Genomic DNA, 22392 nt, shown 5'->3' with positions numbered 1-22392 from the left:
CTATTTTGTCAAGATCACAGTTGTAGAAGCCTGATCTATGAAATATTTATTGGCTACTTTGACAATATCTTGGATACTCAATGCATCAAATTTCTCTTCATATTCTATCAAAGGCTTCACATCTCCCCTTGCAAAAAACCCTCCAAACAAATCTGCCACACTCGAAGAGTCTTCAAGACTATAAATAAAACTTGCCTTGTTGTTGATTTTGATTTTATCGAGCTGGGCTTGTGTGATCTTGCCTTTTTTGATGTTTTGGATCAAAGAGAGGATTTCTTCTTTGAGTTTTTTAGCACTCACGCCTTGATTGCCCCCTGCGATAAACAAAAATACGCCCTTGTCCTTAAGGGGCATATTATAAGCATAGACTTGAGAGGCAAGGCGCTTTTTATCCACAAGCTCGCTCTGCAAAAGACTACTACGCCCCTCGCTCAACAAATCAGCAATCGCTCCTAAAGCCACTTGATCTCCATCGGTATAATCAGGGATCTTATAACCAAGTGCAAGCCACTCTAGCTCGGTGTCTTTATGGATAGTAGCCTCTCTTGGGCCATCTTGTGCGGGCTCTTGCATATAGACTTCAGGTATTGTGGCTGTGGTGTTTTTGATAGAGGCAAAATATTTTTTAGCACTCACAAAGACTGCTTGAGGGTCAATATCTCCACTCACTAAAATCACGGCATTTTGGGGTTGATAATACAGAGAGTGGAAACGGGTAATATCATCAATATTCCAATTTTCTATATCCTCCATAAAGCCTATAGGCGTCCAATGGTAGGGGTGATAGACAAAGGCTGTGTTGAAAAATCGGAAATACAAATACCCCATCGGTGAATTGTCCGTGCGCCAACGCCTTTCTTCAGCAACCACCTTGCGTTCAGGGATAAATTCATCTTCTTTGAGTGAAAGATTTTGCATCAATTCTGCAAACAACTCGAGCGACTTATCCAAATGCGTATTACTAGATTTGATAAAATAACGCGTGTAATCAAAGCCTGTAGAGGCATTACTCAGCCCACCAAAACGCCTGATAATCTCATCAAATTCACCGGCCTTAAGGTGCTTGCTGGATTTAAAATTCATGTGCTCTAACATATGTGCGATACCGCTTTTTCCCATCACCTCATTTCTGGAGCCGACTTTATAAAAAATATCTGTTTCAATCACCCCGCTCCCGTTTTTTATCGGCACTACAACAACTTGCAGTCCATTATCAAGCTTGATACTCTCATATTTGGGCAGATAAGACTGCCCCTTTGCATTTAAGCCCATCATCACTCCTAAAACCATTAATATTAAAAATACTCTTCTCACTTCAAATCCACTCCTATGGCATCTCTTAAATTCAAAAAACCATCTCTTTGCAAGTATTGTGCAATCTCTTGATTGATTTGCTTGCATAAAGCAGGCCCTTTAAAAATCAGCCCCGTATAAACTTGAACCAAAGATGCCCCCATTTTAATGCGTTTATAAGCCTCTTGAGCATCATCAATCCCACCTGCAGCAATCAAAATCGTCTGGCCAAAAAAGGCTTTGGCAAGGCTCTCAAATACCTCTGCACTTTTAGATTTTAACACAGCTCCACTAATGCCACCAAAATCCCTAGTACCCCAAAGCAAAGTATAATCCACACTCGTATTGGTCGCTATGATACCACTTGCTTGGCATAAAATAGCTTGCTCACAGACAGAAAGCATTGTATCTTTTGGCATATCAGGAGAGATTTTCAAAAATATCGGCTTGTTTGTATGCTCCCTTGCCATCATAAAAAGCTCTTTCACAAAGCTAACATTTTGCAAATCCCGCAAATTAGGTGTATTGGGCGATGAAAGATTGAATACATAATAATCCCCAAGCGATAAAAAATCGCACAAAACCTCTTCATAATTTTTCAATGCATCTTGTGTGGGAATGGATTTATTTTTCCCCAGATTGATTCCAATTGGCAAGGTATAAGGATAGATTTGAGCGAGCCTTGCAGCAGCTTTTAGTGCGCCTTGATTGTTAAAGCCCATAGCATTTTGCAAACTCTCTTCTTGAAGGTAGCGAAAAAGTCGGGGCTTGGGATTGCCATTTTGAGCGTGCTTGGTGAGTGTCCCCACTTCTAAAAACCCAAACCCCAATGCGCAAAGCCCTCTTACCATCGTGGCGTTTTTATCAAAACCAGCAGCCAGCCCGATAGGATTATAAAAATCTAGCCCACAAATTTGATTGTGTAATATCTCATTTTCATAGCAAAACTGATTGGCAAGTATCTCTTGGAGGACACTAGAGGTCGAAACGCTTTTGAGAAAAATCTCTGCGAGATAGTGGGCATTTTCTGGATCAAGCTTAAAAAGGACACTACGCAATTTTTTATATACTGACATCGATGGCTCTTTCTTTGTTTTGGATCTTAGGGAACGCCTGCGCGTGAAAATGGTGAAAATAACCCGAATATTTTACTCAAAAAACATTTAAATCTAGCCAATCACACATCTAAGGTTCTTGACACCATATAAGACTTTGCTAATGCAACATAGCTAGAAGCTGAAAGCTTGATTGAAGCAATCTCTTCTTCAGAGAGCTCACGGACTACTTTAGCAGGATTACCCATGATCAAACTCCTTGGTGGAAAAACCTTGCCTTTAGTGATCAAACTCCCTGCTCCAATAATACTCATCTCACCGATTCTAGCCCCGTCCATCACGATACTCCCCATACCCACAAGGCACAAAGAATCAATATGGCAAGCGTGGATAATGCAGCGATGTCCGATTGTCACATCAGATCCAATCACCACCCCACCCCCATCACCATGGGCTACATGGACTACACTCAGATCTTGAATATTACTCCTAGCACCAATATGGATATGATTGACATCACCGCGCAGCACGCAGCCAAACCAAACACTGCAATCTTCTTCAATACGCACATCTCCGATCACACAAACATGTGCAAATATCTTGGCTAAAGGGTCGATTTGGGGCTGTATATGGTTATATGTGATACTATGTTCTGACATTTTAGGACTCTCCAATCATTCTTTCTAAAAGCTTTTTAGCCTTGTAATGCTCTTGCTCGCTCTTGCTTGCATTATAGATTCCATTGACATAGCCTTCATAAAATATCTGCGAACTCATCGGCTTGTCTTTAGAAACCACCTTAGCATACTCGCCATCTGCACCAAGCGCATACATTTGGACATTATCGCTCAATTGCAGCTCTAAAATCTCTATGAGTCTTTGGGCAATGGCTTCAGAAGTCGCTGGTATGAGTAACTCCACCCTACGTTCAAGATTTCTAGGCATCAAATCAGCGCTAGAAAAATACACTTGAGGCAAGGCGTGGGCAAAATAATAAATCCTAGCGTGTTCAAGGTATTTACCCACGATTGAAAACACACGAATATTTTCACTCACTCCCTTAAGAGAGGGCTTCAAGCAACAAATCCCACGGATCAATAAATCAATCTTGACCCCTGCTTGAGAAGCCTTATAAAGCCAAGAGATAATATCAGTATCCACCAACGCATTTGCTTTTAAAATAATCCGACCGCGCGCACCTTGCTTGATTTCTTGCTCGATGAGGGCGATGAGTTTGGGCTTGATTTGAGCAGGTGCGACACAGAGGGCATTGAGCTCTGTTTTATATGAAGTGCCTGTAGAGAGGGAGTGGAAAAGCTTGATGACATCATTGGCGATATTTTTATTTGAAGTGAATAAGCTCACATCTGTATAAATCTTAGCCGAGGCGCTATTATAATTCCCCGTGCTGAGATGGACATATTCTTTGAGCTTATCGCCTGATTGCTTGATCACTAAAGCAACCTTTGCGTGCACTTTAAGCCCTGGCACGCCATAAATCACATGTGCCCCTGCTGATTCTAGCGCCTTTGCCCAATGCAAATTATTTTCTTCATCAAATCGCGCCTTGAGCTCTACGAGCACGGTAACTTGCTTGTTTTCGGCCGCTTCAGTCAGGGCTTTGATGATGGGTGAATTTTTGCCTGCACGATAGAGTGTCATGCGGATAGAGAGCACATCAGGGTCTTTAGTCGCACTTTGGATAAACTGCACCACTGAATCAAAGCTCTCATAAGGGTGGAAAAGCATTACATCTTGCTTGTCAATCACATCAAAAATACACGCCCCGCAATCAAGCGGCGGGAGAATCCGCGGGTGCAAGGGCGGGGTGGAGAGATGGGCAAAGTCTTTACACAAGGCAAGCTCCCAAAAAGTCCCCATATTCAAAGGCATATCATTGGTATAAACATCTTCTTTGGCTACGATGATTTGCTTTTTGACAAATTCAATCAAACTGCTATCCCCTACCCCCACTTCAAGCCTTACAATCTCGCCTTTTTTCCTCGCCTTTAACCCCTCACTCATCAGCTCAATGAAATCATCAGCCTCATCTTCTTCAATCTCAATATCTGCATTGCGCGTGACTCTAAAAGGTAGATAACTCACAAGCTCATACCCCTCAAACAAATCTCCTGCAAACTCCCCTACAATCGTTTCCACCAAGACAAACACTCCCTTTTCGACCTCTACAAATCGCTTCAGAACTCTAGGGATACGGATCATTCCATATTTGATTTCGCCATTTTCTTCACTCCTAAGCTTGAGGGCAATCCCAAAGCTCAGATTATTCAGATGGGGGAAAGGGTGAGTAGAATCAATCACAATAGGGACAATGATGGGGTAGAGATAATTTTGAAAATAATCCTTGATACCTATTTTTTTGCTTTTATCCAATTCATTGAAATTTTTGATAAAAAGCCCTGCTTGGGAGAGCTGGGATTTGATCTGATGGAAAAGTGTTTCGATACTTTTTTGCTCTTGATGCAAATAATCCCTGATATGGGATAGCTGCTCTAAGGGCGTGAGCTTATCTGAGCCAATCTCAGCAATACCGCTTGCATACAAGCGCCGCAAGCCCGCTACACGAATCATATAAAATTCATCAAGATTAGTGCCATAAATTGCCAAAAATTTCAATCGATCCAATAAGGGCAAAGTCTCATTATAAGCTTCATTGAGCACTCTTGTGTTGAAACGAAGCCAAGAAAGCTCGCGATTGAAAAACATCTTAGAATCACAAAAATCCATACCCGCTCCTCTAAAATTCAGGATATAAATCATTTTATCTAAATTATCCCTATAAAAATACCATAGAATCCAATCAAAAGTCACTCAAAAGACAAAATACCACAAACACTAAGCCCTACATTGAGCCCTATGTGAGCCTTGCAATAAAATTTAATACGAACTCAATAGCTTGATAGGAGGTTTTTTGGGGTGATTAATATGGGGAGGGTGAATAGATATGGGGGCAAGTAGTATGAGTATATAAACATATGAATAGAGGAAATAGAGGGTGTGTATGGATACAACCAACAAAAGCAATCCATCTCACGCCAATCTATAAAAGGCTAAAAGAGGGGTTTGACGCCCCATAAAAAGGCATCAAAATCAAGTCAAGTTATTTTTTTCTTGAGAGGGCAAGGTTTTTGATGTATTGGTCTGCAAGATACAAGCCATTGCCATTATCCCCAATCAAGCGGACTTTATCGACAATTCCTCTGAAAAGCGCTTCTTCTTCGTGCTGCTCTTTGACATACCATTGCAAGAAGTTAAATGTGGGATAATCTTTATGCTCAAGCATATGATCTACAAGCTCATTGATAGAGAGAGTGATGGTTTTTTCGTGTGCATAAGTCTTCTCAAAAATATCTAGCAAGCTTGTGAATTTGCTCTCTGGCGCATCGATTTTAACCAACTCAACATGAGAATCTGTTTCGTTCAGATAAGTGATAATGCGTTTAGCGTGATCGCTCTCTTCTTCAGCGTGATCGAACAAAAACAATCCCGAACCATCAAAGCTATTTTCATAGCACCAAGAACTCATACTCAAATAAAGATTTGCCGAAAACATCTCTTTTTCAATCTGAGAATTCAACAATTTGACTACTTCTTTTGATAACATAACATTTCCTTTAAAATTAATTTTGTATCATAATTGTATCATAATTGTAGCATAAATGAGAATCAAAAAGTAAATGAAGAAAAATTATTGTGTCGTTTGGAGACCTGTGCATTTTTGATAACATTGCTCTCCTTTACAGACCATATCGCATTGGATAGTTGTGAAACTCCCGCTTGCTTGGGGCTTTGAGGCGCAAGAGAGCAGCAAGAGGGGGAGGAGAGTCAAAAGAATTTTCATTTTGCCTCTGGTTTGAAGCTACTGAGCGCTGATTGATAGGCTGCCCCAAAGGCTTGGGCCATGATTTGGTCTTTGTCAGCTTGGGTGACAGAAGCGTCTTGCCCGATACTTAAAATCTTCTTACCCCCAATCTCCATCGCACTCTTGCCCTCAAAGGTTTTTGTGACACTCGGGCTTTTAAGCACAAAGCTAATGTTAGCCCCAATCGTGTTTTTTACCTCTGCGCTAGCGATTTTCTCATCAGAGAAGCTTTTTAAAGAAGTGCTGTAATTGATGGTCGTTTCATAGGTATTTGTATCAGGGGTGTTGGTGAGCTCTAAGCAATTGTCTTGAACGCTTTGTTCTAAAAGAGATTTGATGAATTCAGGGCTGATATCAAGGTCATTTTGTCCTGACTCGATCGCACTGATATGGATTTTACCCAATGGAGTGGCACATTTTTGGCTCGCAGTGGCAATTTGCGGGCTTGGTGGCTGGGAGCAGCCATAGAGAAATAAGACTGAAGCAACAGCTGTGATCCAAAAAGAATATCTTGCATTTTTCTTTATTTTCATACTTTTTCCTTATCTTTAGGGGTTTTAGTTTTTCTATTATATCTTAACTTGGGATATAATGGAGGGATTATATAAATTTAAGGAGTCACTCATGCCTTTATTGGATAGTTTTAAAGTAGATCACACCATTATGCCTGCCCCTGCTGTAAGGCTTGCAAAGAGTATGGAAACCCCAAAAGGAGATAAAATCTCTGTATTTGATCTGCGGTTTTGCAAGCCCAATCAAGAGATTTTGAGCGAAAAAGGTATCCATACCTTAGAACATTTGTTTGCGGGCTTTATGCGCGATAATCTCAACAACTCCAAAGTAGAAATCATTGATATTTCTCCCATGGGCTGTCGGACAGGATTTTATATGAGTGTCATCGGTCAGCCTGATTCTTATGAGGTGCGGGATGCTTGGGAGGCGAGTATGCGAGATATTTTAAAAGTCAAAGACGAAAGCGCTATCCCTGAGCTCAATATCTATCAATGCGGCACAGCTAAAATGCACTCTTTGAAGGAAGCCCAAGATATTGCTAGAAATATCCTTGATAGAGGTGTGGGCGTGATGGATACTCAAAGCTTGCTTTTAAAAGATTTCAAATAATCCCTTTTGCCCTTTTAGCCCTTGATTTGATTGCCCTCCTCCAAACCTCTGCTAAATCCCTTTAGCCTCTCCCTCCCTCCTCCTTTTTTTGCAGGGCGTGGCGGGGCGTGGCGAGGTGTAGTAAAGTGAGAGGGTGGCAGGGCGATTATGGGGTAATTGCAGAATAATGATAAGATAATTATAAAACCATCAAGGCTCACAAATCCACTGACCTATTAATTTTTAGGGCTTGTTTTGAAAATATAAGTCCAGCTAGCATTTGACCCCCCTATCACTTACAGATATTCTAAATATGCTCTAGCTTTTGGAGTGCGCCAAATTTCTCGCAAATATATTGGATATGGTCTTGTGTGATATGCTCGCCCATGGGCAAGCTGATGATATTTTGGGCGTATTTTACTGCATTGGTGTTAGCAAAAATCCTGCAATCAGGGTGTGAGGCGACAACTTCTAGGCTGCTGAGGTCTTTGGGGTAATGGGTGAGGCATTGGATACCATTTTTTTGCAGATATTCCATCACGATATCTCTTTTCCCCTCCCAACCCCGCACAAGACAAATCACATAAAGATGCCAAACATGATTACCGATAAATCCCCCACTAGCAGGAGTTTTGATACCATCAAACTGACTCAAGCCCTGCTCATAGAGTTTGGCTATTTTAGCCCTCGTGGCATTGGCAGTTTTGAGGGCTTGGAGTTTGATATTCAAAATCCCTGCTTGCAAAGTATCAAGCCGTGAATTCCTCCCAATCAAGCGATGGTCATATTTATTGTTTTGGATTCCGTGGTTGGCAAGAGATCGGCATTTTTGCACTATCTTGGGGTCTTTGCTCACAATCCCTCCCCCATCGCCATATGCCCCGAGATTTTTCCCCGGATAAAAGCTAAAACACCCCACATCACCGATACTCCCAACGCTCCTAGGCTCCCCCTCCCAAAGACTCTGTGCGCCATGGGCTTGGGCGCAATCTTCAATCACTTTCAGAGAATAACGACGCGCAATATCCATAATCGCCCCCATATCACACGCTCTGCCATATAAATGCACGGGCATAATCGCTGCGCTATTGGGTGTGAGCGCTTCTTGCAAGGAGTTTGTATCAATAAGATAATCTGCGTTGCAATCAACCAGCACTGCCTTGTGCCCACTATTTAAAACAGCTTCCAAAGAGGCAAAAAATGTATTTGCTGGCAAGATAATCTCACTTTTTGGCTTCAAGTCCAAAGCCTTGAGTGCAATCTCTAAAGCATCTGTGCCATTACCCACGCCCACGCAGCCTTGCGTCTGGGTAAATGCTGCAAAATTGGATTCAAATGTCCCAACCCACTCCCCTCCTACAAAAACGCCTTGGCGCAAAATATCTGCAAAAAGTGCGTCAATTTGGGGCTTGAGCTGCTTGTATTGTGCGTGAAGGTCTAAAAATCTGACTTCCATTGCCATCAAAACGCTGGAATAATTTCGCCCTGATAGGTCTTGAGGATAAAATCCTTGACTTTTTGGCTTTGGAGGGCTTTTTTGAGTTTGAGAATACTCGGTTTATTCGCATCGCCCTCTCTGACTACCAAAATATTAGCATAAGGTGAATCTTTCCCCTCGCTAAAAAGCGCGTCTTTGGTTTTGAGCCCTGCTTGGAGGGCATAGTTGGTATTGATGATAGCCCCATCAAGGTCATCGAGCGATTTTGCCAACATCGCAGCGTCTAGGGATTTGATTTTGAGTTTTTTGGGATTTGCGATGATATCAAATTCGGTCGCATAGAGATTGCTTGGGTCTTTGAGCTTAATCAGCCCTTGTTTGTCAAGCAAAATCAAAGCCCTCCCGCCATTGCTAGGGTCATTAGGTATAGCGATAGTCGCACCATTTTTGAGTGCGCCAATTGATTTGATTTTTTTAGAATAAAATCCCAGTGGTTCGATATGGATCTTAGCAATACTCACTAAATGCAAATGCCTGTCTTTATTGATCTGGTCTAAATACGGCTGGTGCTGCATAAAATTTGCGTCCAAAGACTTATCAGCAAGTGCAAGATTTGGCGTTACATAATCAGTAAATTCGACCACTTGCAAATCAATCCCTTCTTTTTTCAAATCAGGAATAATCTCTTTTAAAATCTGTGCGTGCGGGATAGGAGTCGCCCCGACTTTTAAGACTTCAGCATACATAGCACTCAATGCAATCAAGCATACAAAAATAAGTTTTTTCATTTTTTTCCTTTATTGTGGTTTGGGGTTATGGCACAGGGATAATCTCGCCGTGATACTTCTGCAAAATAAACTGCTTGACCTCTGGGCTTAAAAGCACTTCTTTGAGTGTTGTGATATCAGGATTGTTTTGATTATCCTCCCTAGAGGCCAAGACATTAGTATAAATGGACTTGCCATTTTCGTGGAAAAATGCCTGTTTGATACTCATACCTGCTTGCAAGGCATAATTCGCATTGATCACAGCAGCGTCAATACCATCTAAAACCTTTGGGAGCATAGCAGCTTCAACTTGCTTGAATTTGAATTTTTTAGGATTCTCGATGATATCAAATTCGGTGGAATCAATATTTGTGGGGTCTTTGAGCTTGATGATACCGTGATCGTGCAAGAGAATCAGTGCACGTGAATAGTTTGTGGGATCATTGGGCATTGCGATAATAGCGCGGTCTTTGATATCAGCAACATTTTTATATTTTTTAGAATAAAATCCCAAAGGCACAACATAAATAGGTGCGATAGACACAAGTTTGAATCGCCTATCGTGGTTCATTTTTTCTAAAAAGGGCTTGTGCTGATAGAGGTTAGCGTCGCTAGAGCCCTCGTTCAAAGAAACATCAGGGGTGACATAATCTGTAAAATTCTGGACAATGAGCTGAACGCCTTTTTTTGCTAAGATGGGCTTAGCAAACTCTAGGATTTCAGCAGCTGGCACGGGCGTAGCACCGACTTTGAGTGTGCCTGCAGATAGACTGAGGGCTGTTGCTAAAAAAACTAATATGATTTGAGTGGTTTTCATTGCTTTCCTTTTATTTGTATTTGCGGAGTCTTTTGACGATGAGATCGCCACTTGTCTGGATAATCTGCACCAAAATAATGATGGTAACACAAGCATAAAACAACACATCAGGGCGATAAGTCTGATAGCCAATCCTAATGGCTAAATCCCCCAATCCACCTGCTCCTAAAGCCCCTGCCATCGCTGAATAGCCGATGAGAGAAATTGCAGTGATGATGAGGGCATTGACTAAAGCAGGCAAACTCTCTGCAATCATCATTTTGATTATCACAGATTTATTTGCTCCCATACTCAAGCTCGCTTCAATCAAGCCCTTAGAGACTTCAGCCAAAGCCCCCTCAAACAATCGAGCCACAAATGGGATTGCTGAAATCGAAAGAGGGATAATCGCAGCAGTGCTCCCGATACTTGTCCCAATCAGCAGCCTAGAGAGTGGGAGCAATAAAATCACAAGGATAATAAACGGAAAAGACCTCGCTGTATTGACCACGCCACCTAAGATTTTATTACACACAGGCATGGGCAAAATACCATCGTGTTTGGTTATCTGGAGCAGCACACCTAGAGGCAGTCCAAACAGCACAGCAAAAACGCATGAAAAAAATACCATATAAAGTGTTTCTAAAGTCGAATCATAAATCATATCAAAAATCATTGCACGCCCCCTAATGGCTCGATTGTCAAGCCCTTTTGCTGTAAATAAGCAATCGAGGCCATGATTTGGTCTATCTCCCCGCCAAATTTGATAACCAAATATGCCACACTCTGCGTTCTTAGGTCTTCGATATTGCCTGAGAGGATATTTGCATCGATATCAAATCGTTTGATCACATCTGAAATCAAAGGTTGGTTAGCATTTTTGCCTGTAAAGATGATTTTATACACATGGCTATGATCGCTAAGATGGGCTAAAATATGCTTGCTATCTGAGGGAGGGAGATAAGAAATCAGCTCTTTGGTGACCTTGTGTAAAGGATTGGCAAAAAGCTCGTGGACAAGCCCTCTTTCGATAATCTCTCCATCGCTCATCACGCACATTTGGTTGCAAATCTCTCTGACAACTTCTATCTGATGGGTGATGAGCACGATCGTGAGATTGAGCTTTTTTTGGATATCTTTTAAAAGCTCTAAGATAGATTGCGTGGTCTTTGTATCTAAGGCACTTGTAGCTTCATCACACAAGAGAATATGGGGGTGGTTGGCTAAAGCGCGTGCGATAGCCACTCTTTGCTTCTGCCCGCCACTGAGCTGACTGGGATAAAACTCTGCCTTTTGGCTCAAACCCACTAATTCTAGCAGCTCTTTGACCCTTTGGGCGATTTTTTGGCGTTCCCAGCCTGCGATTTCAAGGGCAAAAGCGACATTACCAAAGACATTTCTTGAGCTCAGCAAATTAAAATGTTGGAAAATCATACCGATTTTTTGGCGCACTTTTTGGAGGGCTTTGCCTTTGAGGGCAAGCATATCGGTGTTATTGACAATGATATGCCCGCTAGTGGGCTCTTCTAGGCGATTGATGATTCGGATTAGAGTGGATTTCCCCGCACCTGAATACCCGATAATCCCCACGATATCCCCTGCTTGCACTTCCAAACTAAGATTTTTTATCGCACAAAACCCATTGGGATAGGTTTTGGTTATATTTTTCAAAGTGATAATGGCAAACTCCTTGAGATAAAATATGAGATATTCATTGCTTCGGATTTTATACAAAAATTTTAAAACACGATTTGTATTTATGATTTTTTATAAAAATTTTACTCGATTTGTTACGATTTGTTACAAATATTCCCATTAATCCCAAAGTCAGTGGGGGTCAAACTTTGACTTTTAATCAGGTTTGCTGAGTTCAGAATTTTCTTGAGCGTCTTGGAGCCAGATAAAAATCTCTACAACACTCGCATAAAGCTCACTAGGTATGGCACTATCAAGGGGAACTTGAATCAAAGAATTTGCTAAAGCAGGGTTTGCAAAAATGGGTATGTCAAATTCTTTGGCTTTAGCAATGATTTGTTTTGCCATCGCTCCCACACCTGAAGCAACGACTTTAGAGGCATTATCCATAGGGGTTTCTTGGGCGTGGTATGCTAGGGCAATGGCTTTAGGGAGCTTGGAGGGCATTAATAACCTAAAATCATGGAATCAATGGCCTCCCAAGAGTGGAGGTTTTGCTGCTTGTCGCGTTGTTTGAGTAATAGGGCAATGCTCCTTACAAGCACATCTGTTTCGATATTGACTCGCCTTTGGGGCTTATAGGTGTGGAAGAGTGTGTGTTTGAAAGTATAAGGGATAATCGTGAGCTTGAAGCTATTTGAGAAAATCTCTGCAATCGTTAGACTCACACCTTCTATCGTGATAGAGCCTTGGGGAATGATGAGATTTAAAATATCTTGAGAAGTCTGGATCACAAAATCGATTTGATTTTTATGGGGGGTGATGGATTGGATTGTCCCTATCCCATCGATATGCCCTTGCACAAAATGCCCATCAATGCGTGAATCAGCCCGCAAAGCTGGCTCGATATGGACAAGATGTTTGTAGTTTTCTGAAGCGATTTTTTCTTGTGTGTGGCTACTGAGTTCTAGCCCAAAACCACTTGGCGTGAGCTTGATGACTGTCAAGCAAGCACCATTGACAGCGATACTATCTCCTAGCGTTGGTCGATAAGAGCTACGCAGATATAAAATGTTGTTTTGAAATTTCTCTACTTTGGCAATCTCACGCACAAGTCCAGTAAACAAAACAAGTCCTTTTGGGATAAAGTTTATTTGTTGTCAAAATGCTGCAGTTTTTTACTAAAATACTAAAGTTTTAAACGGATTCTACCATAAATATCAATGCCAAAATCATCAAACAACAAAGAGGGAAAATTTGAGCTATTTTATCGATACACATTGCCATCTTGACCATCAAAACTATCAAGACGATCTCACTGGAGTGATCGCGCGTGCGTATGCAAAAGGAGTCCAAAAAATCATTATCCCCGCTGCAGACCCCCACGATCTCCCAAAAGCTATAGATATCGCCCAAACATATCCTTTTATTTACTTTGCAGTCGGCTGCCACCCTTATGATATAGAGGCGTTTGATTTATTGATGTTGCAAAAAGCACTGAGCCATACCCAATGTGTCGGCGTGGGAGAGTGTGGCTTGGATTATTATAGACTGCCGATAGAATCGAAACGAGAAGCTTATAAAAAGGCACAAAAAGAGGCTTTTATCGCACAAATTGAGCTAGCACTCAAATTTGACAAACCTCTGATTGTCCATATCCGCGAGGCCAGTGGAGATGCCTTTGAGATTTTAAGCTCCTATAAGGGCTTGCGGGGAGTTTTGCACTGCTTCAATGCAGATAGTATTTTGCTGGGCTTATCGGATCGGTTTTATTATGGGATCGGTGGGGTGGCGACTTTTAAAAATGCTAAAAAAATCATTGAGATTTTGCCAAAAATCCCCAAAAACAGGCTATTGCTCGAAACAGACGCGCCCTATTTGACCCCCCACCCCCATCGGGGAGAGCGCAATGAGCCCATGCATATCCCCCTCATTGCACAAAAGCTATCCGAAGTCCTTGATATGGGTATTGATGAGATTTCTCAGATCACGACGCAAAATGCTTGTGAATTGTTTGGGTGGCATTGATGGGGAAAAATTTTCTTATCAAGCGATTGGTGTTTAAGGATTTTTCAAGTAGAATCAACCCTTATGTTTTTTATATTTTTGAGTTTCTCACAAAAGTATTAGGAAAATAGATGAAATTGAAACTGATGGCTTTGTTGTCTTGTGTGTGCTTATCGAGTGTATTGCGAGCCGATTTAAACAACCTAGTCTATGACCGATTCAGCGAGAATATCTTGAACTCCTTTGGGGTGAGTGGAGTGTTTTTAGCCAAACTCAAAGCAAAAAACTCCCTCAAACTAGGCAGTGCAGAAACCAAATGGGATTATTTTTTACAGAAATTTGACGCCAGCTATGAATTTATCCCGATTCTCAAAAGTATGATCGCGCAAGCAGGGATCCCTCAAGAATTTTTGTTTTTAGCGATGGCAGAATCAGAATTCTCCACCAAAGCCTATAGTCCCAAAAAAGCTTCAGGTATCTGGCAGTTAATGCCTGTGACTGCCAAGCAGTTAGGGCTTACAATCAATGATTATATCGATGAACGGCGCGATCCGATCAAAAGCACGCAAGCTGCTATCAGGTATCTGCAGTTTTTGTATAAAATCACAGGTCAATGGTATCTGGCTGCAATGGCTTATAACTGCGGTATAGGGCGTCTTCAAAAGGCGATAAAAGAAGCTAAGAGCACAGATATTGATGTGCTTTTAGATGATGAGAAAAAATACCTCCCTAAAGAAACAAGGAATTATATCCGCATGATTTTGAGTATGTCTGTAGCTTTTAATAATATCGACAGGCTTAAAAGCGAAGACAGAGAATATCTCCTCAACAGAGGGGCTATGAATACTCTAGCTAGCGTGCATATCAAGGCAGGGACTTTGCTAGAAAATATCGCTGAGGGTGCAGGTATGCGCTTAGAAGATCTCAAAAAATATAACCGACAATTCCGTTATAACTTCTTGCCCCCTGGCTATAATGAATACACAGTTTATATCCCTTATGAAAAGCTAGCCCATTTCAAGCAAAATTTTAAGGCCGATACAGATCCTAATGAAATGTTTGTCCTCCACCGCGTCAAGCAAGGTGAAACTTTAAGTTCTATTTCTAAAAAATACAAAGTTCGTATTTCAGAGCTCAAAACTACCAACAACCTTAAAAATTCTTTTTTATCTATCAATCAAAAGCTCATCGTGCCTATCATCAAAAAAGACTATCAAAAGATAGCTCAAAATGAGGTCAAGCATTGAGTGGGCAATGGCTAAAAGGGGGGCTAGCCTTTAGCATAGGGCTGTTTGTGGGCTGCTCGCCACAGAGTGTTTATAATGGCGGTGTGGGAGGATTTAGCGATTATGAAGCCTTAGGGGCGTATCGCTCAAAAAAATACACTTCAAACTACACCAACCGATCCTATGGCGATACACAAGGTTTTAGCTCAAGCAATGCCCCTAATGATCTTTTTAATAGCCCTGATCCTTCGATGCTTGAGGGTATGCGGGATTCTGCTGCGATACAAAGGGCTACAATGCGTCCTTATCAGATAGCAGGCAAGTGGTATTACCCCACACGCGTTGATGTGGGTGAAATCTTTGATGGGATCGCTAGCTGGTATGGTCCTAATTTCCATAGCAAGAAAACTTCTAATGGCGAGGTCTATAATATGCACGCACACACAGCTGCAAGCAAGATTTTGCCCATGAATACGGTGGTGAAAGTCTATAATAAAGAAAATGGCAAAACCACGGTGGTGCGTATCAATGATAGAGGGCCTTTTGTCGATGGGCGTATCATCGACCTCTCCAATGCTGCTGCTAGAGATATTGATATGGTCGATAAAGGCACAGCCAAAGTGCGTTTAGAGGTCTTGGGCTTTGGCGGGGTGATTTCTAAGGATTATGAAAACTCTGTAGCAAAAGATATGGATCGCTCCAAAACTCTCAAAGAAGAGTTCAAAATTGGCGAGAGTAAAAGTAGCGTTGAAGGAGGGGATTTCTCACTGCAAGTAGGGGCGTTTAAAAAACAAGCAGGGGCAAATGCTCTCAAAGAACAAATGCAAAAAAATATAGGAGAAACTTATCGGGCTACAATCAAAGAACAAACCAGCAATGGCGAGCCGATTTATCGAGTGTTTATCGAGGGCTTTAAAAGCGAAGATGAGGCTTTTGACTTTGCGAAGTCTAAGAATCTAAGCGGTATTATCATCAGGGAGTGAATCAATGCAAACAATCACACGCAACACAAAAGAAACAAAAATCAAAGCTTCATTAGAAATCTATGGAAATGGAGTGGGGAAAATCGATACTAAAATTGGGTTTTTTGACCATATGCTCGAGGCTTTCAGCAAGCACTCTTGGATAGATTTATGTATCGATTGTATCGGGGATACGCATATTGACTACCACCATAGCATAGAAGATTGTGGTATCGTGCTAGGGCAGCTACTCAAAGAGGGGATTTATCCAGTTTCTGGGATTGAGAGATTTGGCAATGGGGCTGTGGTGATGGACGAGGCGTGCGTAGAGTGCGATATTGATATTTGCAATCGCGCTTTTTTGGTGTTTGATATGAGCTGTTATGGGGATTTCAGAGGGAAAGTGGGAGATTTTGATATCGAGCTTGTTGAGGAGTTTTTCAAGGCAGTAGCAGCTAATGCGGGCTTTTGCGTGCATATTTATCTCAAAAGAGGCAAAAATCTCCACCATATCATAGAAGCGACTTTTAAAGCCTTTGCACTCGCTTTGCGTCGGGCATTATCGCCCAATCTACGAGCTGGGATCCCTAGCACAAAAGGGGTTTTATGATTGAATTGATTTTATTAGATGTCGATGGCACACTCACAGATGGGGGCTTGATTTATAATCAAGACTTGCTTGAGAGCAAGATATTTGATATCAAAGATGGGCTGGGGCTGGTCGCTTGGAAAAAGCTAGGCAAAAAAGCAGCTGTCATCTCAGGGCGGCACTCTAAAATCGTGACTTATCGCATGAAAGAACTCGGCGTTGAATCTGTTTATATGGGCATATCTGATAAAAGAGAAATCGCTTGCAAGCTCAAAAAAGAATTTGATTTGCAAGCTTGTGAGATAGCTTGTATCGGTGATGATCTCAATGACTTGGGTATGTTTGCAGAATGTGGCTTGCGCTTTGTGCCTAGTGATGGGGCGTTGTGGCTGAAAGATTTTGCTGATGTGATACTCCAAAAGCCCGGGGGCAAGGGGGCAGTGCGCGAGATGATTGAGTATATTGTAATGCGAGATGGGCTCAAAGATGAAATACTTAAACTCTACCAATAGTGTATTGAATTTTTTCTTGGTGCTTTTAGCCATTACTTTTGCGTCATTTTTTTTCTTCGCTCCCCAGACCTCTCTTGAAATATCTGATACGAAAAATATCCCTAAAATCGAGCTGATGGGATTCAATATGTATCAAATCAATAAGAATTTTGTTGATATGAAAATCGAGGGTGCAAGGGCCGTGCAATTCAGTGATTACGAGGTGTTGTATGGGTTTTTAGCAAGCCGCTATAACAGCCAAGCAAAAAATATCTATGAATACATCAGTGGGCAAGAAGTGCTCAGAAAAGGGGATCTTTACGAATTCCCTAAGGGCGTGGTGTATACTAAAAGTGATGGGGGGAGCTTTTGGAGTGAGAGCGGGGTCTATGACTATCGTAATGAAACCTTCAAAGGCAAGGGAAATTTTATGCTCACTGCGCTAGAGGGGAACTTTGATGGTAAAAATATTATCTATAACAGAAAAACCCAAACCATCAGTGCGATTGATATCACTTCAGAAATCACGCTTGATGGGCAAAAATCCCAAGACAAGCAAGCAAGCTCCAAACGCCCAGCAAATCCCAATAATCAAAGAATCCAAAAAGAGGGTATCCAATGAAAAAAACTCTCCTTTTGCTCTGTGTATTGATGGCCTTAGTGGTCTATGGTAAAGAAACGCTTGAAGTCACTGCTGATAAGTTTTCTAGCGATGATACCAAAGGGATCACGACCATAGAAGGGCAAGTGCATATCACAAAAGGCAAAGACACTCTCCAAGCCGATAAGGTCATCATCTATACAGACAAGAAAAGAACTCCCCAATCTTATGAAGCGATGGGTAATGTCAAGTTCCATATTTTTATGGAAAATGGGCGGGAGATCCAAGGGCACTCTGATAAACTGATCTATAATGCAACCAATGGCGAATACAGATTGCTAGAAAATGCCGTTGTCAATGAAGTAGGCAAGGCAAATACTATCAGAGGCGAAGAAATCATTGTCAATAATGACAGTGGCTATGCTAATGTGATTGGAAGCAAAAATAAGCCCGCTAAATTTATCTTCAACCTTGATGATATGGAGCAAAACAACAAAACACACCCAACCCCCACGCCCAAAAATACAGAAAAAAATACCCAACAAAATCCCACCGATAAGCCACAAAAAGATACAAACCCAAAGGAAAAGCCATGAAGGAAGAAGAGCAAGACCACAAGGTGATTTGTATCAAAGAAGCTAGCTTTTTGACTTCTGCGACCAAGCTCTCTTTTTGCCCCCCACCTGATGTGATGGAAGTGGTATTTTTAGGCAGAAGCAATGTCGGCAAAAGCACTTTCATCAATCTATTATTAGAAAAAAACCTTGCCAAAAGCTCTTCAACCCCGGGAAAAACGCAGTTGATTAACTTTTTTCACACGATTTGGGAGAGGAAAGCACCTTTTATGCAAACAGCGACTTTTAGGCTCATCGACCTCCCTGGATTTGGCTATGCGAAAGTTTCTAAAGCCACAAAAAAGCATTGGGAACACCACCTCTGGGAGTTTTTACACCAACGCATTTCTATCAAGCTCTTTGTCCATCTCATCGACGCAAGGCACACCAACTTGCAAGCAGACACCACCCTCCAAAATCTCTTGCACTCCATAGCGCGCCCCGATCAGAGGATTTTGAGTGTTTATACAAAGTTTGACAAATTAAACAAAAATCAACAACATATTTTCTACCAAAAAGGCAGAGTGGTCGTATCAAATAATGATAAAATGATAAATAAAAAATTTGGTGGCAAAGCTAAGATCCAAGAAATGATTTTAAATGGAGTGCTCGGGATAGATGCAAACAGAGATGATGATACAAAAACCCATATTGAGTGATATTGCTTTGATGTGTGCTTTAGTAGAAAAAGAAGTGCAAAAAGGTCTGATACTGCCTAGAAGCCCTGAAGAGATGGCAAACTCTATCCGTTCTTATTGTGTTGCCAAACTTGATGGCAAGATTGTGGGGTTTTGTGCCTTGCATATTTATTCGCCCTCTTTAGCAGAAGTCAGAAGCTTGGTTGTGGGCGAGCCTTATCGAGGGCAAGGCATAGCGAGTGCTCTTGTTAGCTCGGTATGCCAAGAGGGAGAGGCCTTGGGTGTTAAAGAATTTTTAGTTTTGACCTATCGTGAGCGCTTGTTTAAAAAGCTAGGTTTTGAAGTGATCGAAAAATCATCATTACCCGATCATAAAATTTGGGCAGATTGTATCAAATGCAAACATTTCCCCATTTGCGACGAAATAGCACTTTTAAAGAAACTCTAAAAGCACTCACGCTTTTGGTTTCTTTTGGTATTTATACTTGCTTGAACGATATTTTTTTATTTTTACCCCCTATGATTGGAGTGCTTTTTATCCTTTATGCCCACGCAAGCAAAAAAAATCAATGGATCAAAGTGCTTGCAATTGTGGCTTGTTTGATATTTTTTGAGCTCGATCACAACAAGCCTGCGGGGATTTTACCCATTGTATTTGTCATAGCCAATTGGCTAGTGGTCAAAAAATTCCGATTGCTTTTTGAAGAAAATATCTTTTTTGTTTTTGTCTATGTGCCACTGATTTATTTCATTTATTTTTTCGTGTTGTATTTGTTTGGAATGTTTGATGCAGGGTTTGATTTGAATTTAAATCTGATTTTAATAGCCTATATCTTTTATGAGTCTTGCTTAGGGATTATTTATGAAAAAATTAGATATCAGATATAAAATCCTCTTAAGCCTTTTTATCATTGTTTGGCTTGTTTTGATTACTAAAATCTTTGTCCTCACCATCAAATCCCATCAATACTTTGAAAAACTCGCCCAAAGAAACACAATTAAAAAAGAAATCCTTATCCCCTCCAGAGGACAGATTTTAGACAGGAACCACACGCCCTTAGCAATCAATGATGTCGGATTTTCTATCTTGCTAAGCCCTTCGCTCAAAGACAAAGACTTGCAGACAGAAGCGGGGATTATTCAGAGCTTTTTCCCCGATATCAATCCGAGTGAAATCATTAAAACCTATAAAAAACAAGATTCCCTCTACAACCACACCCCCATCAAAGTCATCAACTTTATTCCTTATGCGCAGATACAAAAAATCTATGCACAAATTATTCAATACCCCAACATATCTATAGAGCCTGCCACCAAAAGACTCTACCCCAACAACACCTCTGGCTCCCATATCATCGGCTATGTAGGGGCTGCTGACCGCACAGATATCAAAGACGACCCCACAAGCAAATACACCAATATCATCGGCAAAACAGGCTTAGAAAAAGAATACAACTCCTTTTTGCAAGGGCAAATCGGCTATCGCATTGTAGCTGTCAATGCCCTCAATCAAGAGCTTGAGATTTTAGAAGAACAAAAGCCCGAGATTGAAAATGACCTGATTTTGAGCCTAGATATGCGACTCCAAAAAATCGCCGATAGTGAATTCCAAGACAAAGAGGGTGCTGTGATTGTGATGGATATCCAAAGTGGTGAAATCATCGCAGCAGGGAGCTATCCAGAATACAATCTCAATGATTTTGTCGGCGGGATCAGTTATGAAAAATGGAACGCTTTGCGAGAAAATGTCTATAACCCCCTGCTCAACAAGCTAGTCAACGCCCTCTATCCACCTGGGTCTGTCGTGAAAATGGGTATGGCACTCGCATTTTTAGAATACGCAGGTATCAATGAAAACACCAAAATCGATACACCAGCTTATATCGAGCTAGGTGGCAGAAAATTTCGTGATTGGAAGCCCACAGGACACGGAAAATCAGACCTTTTTAAAGCCATCAGAGAATCTGTCGATGTGTATTTTTATAAGCTATCCCAAAACGCTGGGATCAACAACATCGCAAATGTCTTGCGGCAGATGGGCTTTGGGGAAAAAACAGGTATCGATATTCCCAATGAATTCATAGGCATTGTCCCTGATCCTGAATGGAAAATGAAGCGCTATGGGAAAGTTTGGTACACGGGTGATACGGTTGTGACCTCGATTGGGCAAGGGGCGTTTTTGGTCACGCCCATGCAAATCGCGCGATACACAGCCCTCATCGCAGGAGGGAAGCTCCCCACGCCCCATTTTGCTAAAATGTTTGGCAATAAAAGCTCTGATTATGTGAGTCAAGATGTTTTAAACAACTTCCAAAAATCCAAGCTCCCCGTGCTCCAAAAGGCTATGTATGAGGCGTGCAGCCTGCCTGGAGGGACAGCCTATTCCCGTACTCGCGGCTCTAAAGCCCCCCTTGCTTGCAAGACAGGGACTGCCCAAGTTGTACAAATCCCTCAAGAAATCAAAACCAGAGTCAAAGAGAGCCAAATGGCATATTTCCGACGATCGCATGCGTGGATCACGGGATTTGTGCCTTATAAAAACCCAAAATATGTCATCACCGTCTTGCTTGAGCACGGACAGAGTGGGGGCAAAGGAGGACCGATTTTAGTCAAAATGGCCAATGCACTCTATGATTATGGGTATTTGAAATAAACAACACTAGCCCCCTACCCCCTCAAGCTACCTATTTGTCGCGATTGGAGCGATATTTTAAGACCTTGGATAGATATAATACTTAAGAGTTTGAAAGCTTTTTCAAAAATGCTTTTTATTTCCTTTCAAAAAAGGGGTTTATCCACCCCTACCCCCTCCTTAACCCCGAAAAAACTCTTTTTTTCGGCAAACAAGGAGGGGAAGCTCGCAACTTCCTTGCTAGCAAAAAGCCAGCGACTACACTTCTGTAGTCTTAAATCTGCCTTTTTGCACCACGCAAGGGCGAGCGAATACACAGCAATCCGAGGTTTTCTATCCTTGCATTTTTGTATTTCGCCTTTGCGTGCAGGGGTAAAGGGGTTTTTAAGGGGATTTAGGAGGTGCAAAGCTTTAAGCTCAGCTCCCTTTAGCCCCTTAATGCGTAAGCAAAAGGATTTTGCAATCCAAAAGAGTTTTTTCGGGGTTAAGGAGGGGGTAGGGGAAGATACCCCCCCTTTTTTTTGAAAAGAAACAAACAATATCGCAGGTTTAGCCAAGATAAAAGCTGTGGCAAATAAAGCAATGTGCTTGCTGGCCTCTATTGTCATATCTATGTATCTTAAGATTGTGTCTGTGTTGTCGTTGATAAAATCCCCTGCTTCTT

27 protein-coding genes are annotated in these 22392 nt (G+C 41.6%); 12 read left to right on the top strand and 15 right to left on the bottom strand.

The genetic code is table 11. From position 1 onward, the window contains the following. The 7 genes from BKH46_RS06610 to BKH46_RS06585 all read right to left on the bottom strand — a co-directional run bounded on the left by BKH46_RS06610 (window position 1) and on the right by BKH46_RS06585 (window position 6764). Complete coding sequence (locus BKH46_RS06610; RefSeq protein WP_253248324.1) at window positions 1-1290, bottom strand: pitrilysin family protein; 1290 nt, start codon at window positions 1288-1290, stop codon at window positions 1-3. 20 nt (window positions 1291-1310) lie between these two features. Beyond that, window positions 1311-2369 (bottom strand): quinone-dependent dihydroorotate dehydrogenase, encoded by a 1059-nt coding sequence (locus BKH46_RS06605; protein WP_095226048.1) that lies wholly within the window; start codon window positions 2367-2369, stop codon window positions 1311-1313. 101 nt (window positions 2370-2470) lie between these two features. Beyond that, window positions 2471-3007, bottom strand: a complete 537-nt coding sequence (locus tag BKH46_RS06600; protein WP_095226047.1) for a gamma carbonic anhydrase family protein — start codon at window positions 3005-3007, stop codon at window positions 2471-2473. A gap of 1 nt (window position 3008) precedes the next feature. Then, window positions 3009-5096 (bottom strand): RNA degradosome polyphosphate kinase, encoded by a 2088-nt coding sequence (locus BKH46_RS06595; RefSeq protein ID WP_095226046.1) that lies wholly within the window; start codon window positions 5094-5096, stop codon window positions 3009-3011. Between the two features lie 373 nt (window positions 5097-5469). After that, window positions 5470-5973 (bottom strand): ferritin, encoded by a 504-nt coding sequence (locus tag BKH46_RS06590; protein ID WP_095226045.1) that lies wholly within the window; start codon window positions 5971-5973, stop codon window positions 5470-5472. A gap of 84 nt (window positions 5974-6057) precedes the next feature. Further along, a complete protein-coding gene (locus BKH46_RS09500; protein WP_172402587.1) occupies window positions 6058-6210 on the bottom strand; it encodes a hypothetical protein in 153 nt (50 codons plus the stop codon). Next, complete coding sequence (locus BKH46_RS06585) at window positions 6207-6764, bottom strand: hypothetical protein (RefSeq protein WP_095226044.1); 558 nt, start codon at window positions 6762-6764, stop codon at window positions 6207-6209. The genes BKH46_RS09500 and BKH46_RS06585 overlap by 4 nt, the downstream gene beginning before the upstream one ends. A gap of 91 nt (window positions 6765-6855) precedes the next feature. Here BKH46_RS06585 and luxS point away from each other — a divergent pair, with 91 nt between their 5' ends. Continuing rightward, a complete protein-coding gene (luxS, locus tag BKH46_RS06580; RefSeq protein WP_095226043.1) occupies window positions 6856-7353 on the top strand; it encodes an S-ribosylhomocysteine lyase in 498 nt (165 codons plus the stop codon). A 286-nt stretch (window positions 7354-7639) separates the two neighbouring features. Here luxS and BKH46_RS06575 read toward each other — a convergent pair whose 3' ends face one another. From BKH46_RS06575 to ribE, 7 genes are all read right to left on the bottom strand, one after another. Further along, window positions 7640-8794: a DegT/DnrJ/EryC1/StrS family aminotransferase gene (locus BKH46_RS06575; RefSeq protein ID WP_095226042.1), complete on the bottom strand. Its 1155-nt coding sequence runs from the start codon at window positions 8792-8794 to the stop codon at window positions 7640-7642. Continuing rightward, window positions 8794-9558: a MetQ/NlpA family ABC transporter substrate-binding protein gene (locus tag BKH46_RS06570; protein ID WP_095226041.1), complete on the bottom strand. Its 765-nt coding sequence runs from the start codon at window positions 9556-9558 to the stop codon at window positions 8794-8796. Before BKH46_RS06570 ends, BKH46_RS06575 begins: the two co-directional genes overlap by 1 nt. Before the next feature lie 25 nt (window positions 9559-9583). Continuing rightward, complete coding sequence (locus tag BKH46_RS06565; RefSeq protein WP_095226040.1) at window positions 9584-10354, bottom strand: MetQ/NlpA family ABC transporter substrate-binding protein; 771 nt, start codon at window positions 10352-10354, stop codon at window positions 9584-9586. Window positions 10355-10364: 10 nt separating this feature from the next. Next, a complete protein-coding gene (locus BKH46_RS06560) occupies window positions 10365-11009 on the bottom strand; it encodes a methionine ABC transporter permease (protein ID WP_095226039.1) in 645 nt (214 codons plus the stop codon). Beyond that, on the bottom strand, window positions 11006-12013 hold the full coding sequence (locus tag BKH46_RS06555; protein ID WP_095226122.1) for a methionine ABC transporter ATP-binding protein: 1008 nt from the start codon (window positions 12011-12013) through the stop codon (window positions 11006-11008). The genes BKH46_RS06560 and BKH46_RS06555 overlap by 4 nt, the downstream gene beginning before the upstream one ends. 171 nt (window positions 12014-12184) lie before the next feature. Beyond that, complete coding sequence (locus tag BKH46_RS06550) at window positions 12185-12475, bottom strand: EscU/YscU/HrcU family type III secretion system export apparatus switch protein (protein ID WP_095226038.1); 291 nt, start codon at window positions 12473-12475, stop codon at window positions 12185-12187. Then, on the bottom strand, window positions 12475-13095 hold the full coding sequence (gene ribE, locus BKH46_RS06545) for a riboflavin synthase (RefSeq protein ID WP_095226037.1): 621 nt from the start codon (window positions 13093-13095) through the stop codon (window positions 12475-12477). Before ribE ends, BKH46_RS06550 begins: the two co-directional genes overlap by 1 nt. Window positions 13096-13225: 130 nt before the next feature. Between ribE and BKH46_RS06540 the strand changes: the two genes are divergently transcribed. The 11 genes from BKH46_RS06540 to mrdA all read left to right on the top strand — a co-directional run bounded on the left by BKH46_RS06540 (window position 13226) and on the right by mrdA (window position 21749). Continuing rightward, window positions 13226-13996 carry a TatD family hydrolase gene (locus BKH46_RS06540; protein ID WP_095226036.1) on the top strand — a complete coding sequence of 257 codons (771 nt, stop codon included), beginning with the start codon at window positions 13226-13228 and terminating at the stop codon, window positions 13994-13996. A gap of 110 nt (window positions 13997-14106) precedes the next feature. Beyond that, window positions 14107-15222, top strand: a complete 1116-nt coding sequence (locus BKH46_RS06535) for a lytic transglycosylase domain-containing protein (protein WP_095226035.1) — start codon at window positions 14107-14109, stop codon at window positions 15220-15222. Then, on the top strand, window positions 15219-16184 hold the full coding sequence (locus BKH46_RS06530; protein WP_343286596.1) for a septal ring lytic transglycosylase RlpA family protein: 966 nt from the start codon (window positions 15219-15221) through the stop codon (window positions 16182-16184). Before BKH46_RS06535 ends, BKH46_RS06530 begins: the two co-directional genes overlap by 4 nt. A gap of 4 nt (window positions 16185-16188) precedes the next feature. Next, window positions 16189-16773, top strand: coding sequence for an imidazoleglycerol-phosphate dehydratase HisB (hisB, locus tag BKH46_RS06525; RefSeq protein WP_095226034.1), 585 nt, complete (start codon window positions 16189-16191; stop codon window positions 16771-16773). Continuing rightward, window positions 16770-17264, top strand: coding sequence for a 3-deoxy-D-manno-octulosonate 8-phosphate phosphatase (locus BKH46_RS06520; protein ID WP_095226033.1), 495 nt, complete (start codon window positions 16770-16772; stop codon window positions 17262-17264). Before hisB ends, BKH46_RS06520 begins: the two co-directional genes overlap by 4 nt. Further along, window positions 17239-17865, top strand: a complete 627-nt coding sequence (locus BKH46_RS06515) for a hypothetical protein (RefSeq protein ID WP_095226032.1) — start codon at window positions 17239-17241, stop codon at window positions 17863-17865. Before BKH46_RS06520 ends, BKH46_RS06515 begins: the two co-directional genes overlap by 26 nt. After that, window positions 17862-18440 carry a lipopolysaccharide transport periplasmic protein LptA gene (gene lptA, locus BKH46_RS06510; protein WP_095226031.1) on the top strand — a complete coding sequence of 193 codons (579 nt, stop codon included), beginning with the start codon at window positions 17862-17864 and terminating at the stop codon, window positions 18438-18440. The genes BKH46_RS06515 and lptA overlap by 4 nt, the downstream gene beginning before the upstream one ends. 23 nt (window positions 18441-18463) lie before the next feature. Next, window positions 18464-19117 (top strand): ribosome biogenesis GTP-binding protein YihA/YsxC, encoded by a 654-nt coding sequence (gene yihA / locus BKH46_RS06505; RefSeq protein ID WP_095226120.1) that lies wholly within the window; start codon window positions 18464-18466, stop codon window positions 19115-19117. Further along, window positions 19077-19544 carry an N-acetyltransferase gene (locus BKH46_RS06500; protein WP_095226030.1) on the top strand — a complete coding sequence of 156 codons (468 nt, stop codon included), beginning with the start codon at window positions 19077-19079 and terminating at the stop codon, window positions 19542-19544. Before yihA ends, BKH46_RS06500 begins: the two co-directional genes overlap by 41 nt. Then, a complete protein-coding gene (locus tag BKH46_RS06495) occupies window positions 19493-19984 on the top strand; it encodes a hypothetical protein (protein ID WP_095226029.1) in 492 nt (163 codons plus the stop codon). The genes BKH46_RS06500 and BKH46_RS06495 overlap by 52 nt, the downstream gene beginning before the upstream one ends. Beyond that, complete coding sequence (mrdA, locus tag BKH46_RS06490; protein WP_095226028.1) at window positions 19959-21749, top strand: penicillin-binding protein 2; 1791 nt, start codon at window positions 19959-19961, stop codon at window positions 21747-21749. The genes BKH46_RS06495 and mrdA overlap by 26 nt, the downstream gene beginning before the upstream one ends. Before the next feature lie 125 nt (window positions 21750-21874). Here mrdA and BKH46_RS09680 read toward each other — a convergent pair. Further along, window positions 21875-22392, bottom strand: a 518-nt coding sequence (locus BKH46_RS09680) for a hypothetical protein (RefSeq protein ID WP_216358708.1), incomplete at its 5' end; no start/stop codon positions are given.

It is taken from the genome of Helicobacter sp. 12S02634-8 (assembly GCF_002272865.1).
Classification (GTDB): domain Bacteria; phylum Campylobacterota; class Campylobacteria; order Campylobacterales; family Helicobacteraceae; genus Helicobacter_J.
This window is presented reverse-complemented; position numbering and strand designations above follow the sequence as displayed.